Genomic DNA, 3,104 nt, shown 5'->3' on the forward strand with positions numbered 1-3,104 from the left:
CAAACCATTTTGCGAAAATTCCTTGACACTACCTTTTCCTGTGGGTTCGTGTTTAGTTTGTCATCTGCCATGTACTAACCTCCTTCGTGATGGCATGAAAAAAGCCAGCCCAACGGCTGGCCTGTGAGAGAGTATCACTCCTTTCTGATATGAATATATGAAAACGCTGCTTCTTGTCCCAAGTGGCAGTGCTTCTTACTATCTGTTATGACAAAACTATTGTAAGAAATCTTCGGTTTTGATATAATTTTACTATTCGAGGGGTTATTAACGATTTGGGGTGAGACTATGGAATATGAAATGCGAATTTTGAAACCATCCGATATTCGTAAGGATATAGTTGCATTTTTTAGAAGCGAGAGCTTAGTGCCTATTGTTGGAGCGGGATTGTCATGTAATGTTCCAACGCTTCGTGGAAAAGTTCCTTCTGGTACAACATATAAAGAGCATATGTTGCAGGCTCTATTAAAAAACTCACAATTCACACCAGAGGAGCATGATCAACTTAAAAGTGAGAAATTCTCGACTCTGTGTGATTACTATGAAGATGATGAAAATGTGTCTGCTGAAGAACGCCTTTCTTATTTAAAAGAGAATTTTTTCAATGCAAAATTTGATGCAATGGATATGCGAAGGAAGTTCTTTGAAATACAATGGCCATATATTTACTCCTTAAATATCGATGATGCAATAGAGAACTCAAGCCAATATAATACCATTATCTTGCCTAACCGAGAGTTTAGAGATGATCTTTTTACCGAGGAACGATGCTTGATCAAGTTGCATGGAGATATAAGAGAAATTGTTTCATATAAGCAGAGTGATAAAATTTTCACATCAAAAGAATACGCATTGAGCCTAAACAAAAATACACCGTTACTTAATAAGCTCAAAAATGATTATGCAAATCAAAACATTCTTTTTGTCGGTTGTAGTCTTGATGATGAAGTAGATTTAAAAACCCTAAAAGATGCGTCGGTGGATTTTCAGCTTAAAGATACACTAAGCAAAACTATTATATTTACAAAAGGAGTTCCTGGAAAACTACAAAAATCTAAATTCAAAACATATGGAATTACTGATGTAGTTTGTTTTGAAACATTTGATTCTATTTACAAGTTCTTATACGAAGTATGGGAAGAATCAACTAGCATACCAAATGACGAACTATCGAATTATTGCAATGTTGCTATGAGAACATTGAAAGTTTCTGATAAAGAGAAAAATCAAAACTATTTCTTTTGGGGGAAAAGTTTATTTGACCCTGGCAAAAGCGAACTGTGTTACCCTTATTATTTTATTTCTCGAGATGTAACCGCAGATATTGTTAAAAATATTTCTAAGAACAAATTGCATCTTGTGTATGGAAACCGAATCTCAGGGAAATCTTACTTGCTCGCCGATCTATGTCGCACAATTCGTGATCGAGAAGTTTACTTATTTGATGGAAGATCTAGAATTTCTGATGATTCGTTAAACTACTTGCTGGGGCACACAGATTCAGTTGCGCTTTTTGATGTTGGCTCAATTCGTCGGGAACAGTTTGAGAAAATACTACTAAGTGCGCGAGATATAAATAAAAACCGAAATAATTTCATTATATGCGTAAATATAAATGACAGCGATTCCCTTGGTATAATTAAGTGGAAACTTAGGCTGGATACTCAACTTTCAGATTACATCAAAAAATATACTATAAAAAACAAATTGTCTACTGACAATGAAATCCCAGCTATCAATGAGCTATTGCCGGCAATCAATCTTCCTACATATAACAATAAACGCACGCTGTTGGATCAGTTAGTATATGTAGAAAAAATACTTAAAAAAAGAGGACAGTATTCTAACATCAAAATTAAAATTGATAATGAAAAGCAGCTGGCGTTACTCATTATGTTAGCAGTCAAAGAGCATCTGTACTCTTCTGATGTTGTTAACTTTGCTTTAGATGAAGAAATTTCTGTTTCTGTAAAACGGTATGCACCGTTTATTGAAAGATCAGAAACAGCACTCTTTGAGAAAGATCCATCGGATTTATCCAGGATAAAGTATTCTTTAAATTCTAAATATTGGCTGCAAAGAGAATTGGGCACATATGCGAGGGTGGAGGGATGTAAAGAAAGTGTTGCAGGTGCCTATAGGTATATTATTCAAAAAATTCTAGATTTCTCTGGCAGTAATCTTTTTCTGCGCCGTCGTCTAAGCCGAAACTTTATAATGTTTGATGTAATGAATGGCACATTTTTGGATGAACACGGTGGAAATTTGAGTATTATAGTATATATCTATACAAAACTGCACGAATATTTGGCTACTGATTATCATTTTTTGCACCAAGAAGCGAAATGCTATATGTACTATTCTTATAGCTTAGATGATACAGAGTCCAAAAAGAAATATTTGAATGATGCCAAACAACTTGCATTGGTTTCTAAATCTATGATTGAAAATCAAAATGAAACATCACCAAATGAGCGCCTAATGATTTCAATTGCTCATGTACAGTATACAATTGCTACTATTTTAAGTGATCTTTCTAGAATCAATGAGTTTACTGATGAAGTCCTACTGAAAGAAAGCATAGACGCTGTATATGAAGCGCTTAAGTCTCCTTATAATGACGATGATTATCTACGTGAACGTAAACAGCGTGCATCTAGGGGTGTCGTGAATTTCCTGAAATATTTCACTACGAATACCGGAAGAATGAAAGAGTATCCGGATTATCATCAAAAGGTAAGTGATCTAGTAAATATTTATCTGACCGGGAAACAACTTAAAAGTCGTAGCTAGGTTAGTGTAGAGACAAATAGCATAGACAAGGAATTAGAATGCCCATATAAGGTCAAGATTCTCTGCGTACCAAAAGCACTCTCCCCACCTCTTTTAGAGGGTTCGCTACACGCTTGTATGGGGAGAGCGCTTGAATGGCATTCAAGAGGTCAGCGGTTCGATCCCGCTTATCTCCACCAAGAGACTTGCTTTTATAAGGCAAGTCTCTTTTTTTGCTAAAAAGGGAGGCGTTCGTGTATACGCCTCCCGGTCGTGTCAAGATTTTTTCGCACTTTAGTTGATAAGGTACAATAATTTTCGCAAATTGAAAA

Annotated in this window: 2 protein-coding genes; one reads left to right on the plus strand and one right to left on the minus strand. The window is 35.6% G+C overall.

Features of this window, described 5'->3' with window-relative positions:
* Positions 1 to 288 precede the first annotated feature (288 nt).
* A complete protein-coding gene (locus tag HMPREF0372_RS19110; protein WP_007490619.1) occupies positions 289 to 2,793 on the plus strand; it encodes an SIR2 family protein in 2,505 nt (834 codons plus the stop codon).
* 52 nt (positions 2,794 to 2,845) lie between these two features.
* On the opposite strand, the gene HMPREF0372_RS20335 is transcribed toward HMPREF0372_RS19110, so the two are convergent.
* On the minus strand, positions 2,846 to 3,104 hold a 259-nt coding region (locus tag HMPREF0372_RS20335; RefSeq protein ID WP_207635678.1), incomplete at its 5' end, for a hypothetical protein.

The sequence above is a fragment of the Flavonifractor plautii ATCC 29863 genome, from assembly GCF_000239295.1.
In the GTDB taxonomy this organism is placed as follows: Bacteria; Bacillota; Clostridia; order Oscillospirales; family Oscillospiraceae; genus Flavonifractor; species Flavonifractor plautii.